Source organism: Streptococcus sp. WM07 (assembly GCF_004570525.1).
Classification (GTDB): Bacteria; Bacillota; Bacilli; order Lactobacillales; family Streptococcaceae; genus Streptococcus.
Map to the genome: position 1 here is coordinate 1 of NZ_SPPZ01000382.1, position 224 is coordinate 224.

Sequence of the window (224 nt, forward strand, 5' to 3'; positions counted from 1 at the left end):
AAAAAGCCAAAGCTGCAGTAGATGCAGCAACAACAAATGCAGGAGTTGAAGAAGCTAAGACTGCAGGTGTTGACACTGTTAAAGCTATTAACCCAGATGCAGTTGCTAAGCCTGAAGCGAAGAAAGCTGTCGATGAAGCCGCTCAAGCCAAGAAGGATGAAATTGACGCTCGCTCTGATCTAACAGACGAAGAGAAAGCAGCAGCTAAGGCTCAAGTTGATGCA

1 protein-coding gene is annotated in these 224 nt (G+C 46.0%); it reads left to right on the plus strand.

Annotation, left to right across the window (positions count from 1 at the left end):
• Nucleotides 1-224 (plus strand): DUF1542 domain-containing protein (locus E4T71_RS09650; RefSeq protein ID WP_135039042.1); only part of this gene is annotated, 224 nt, incomplete at both ends.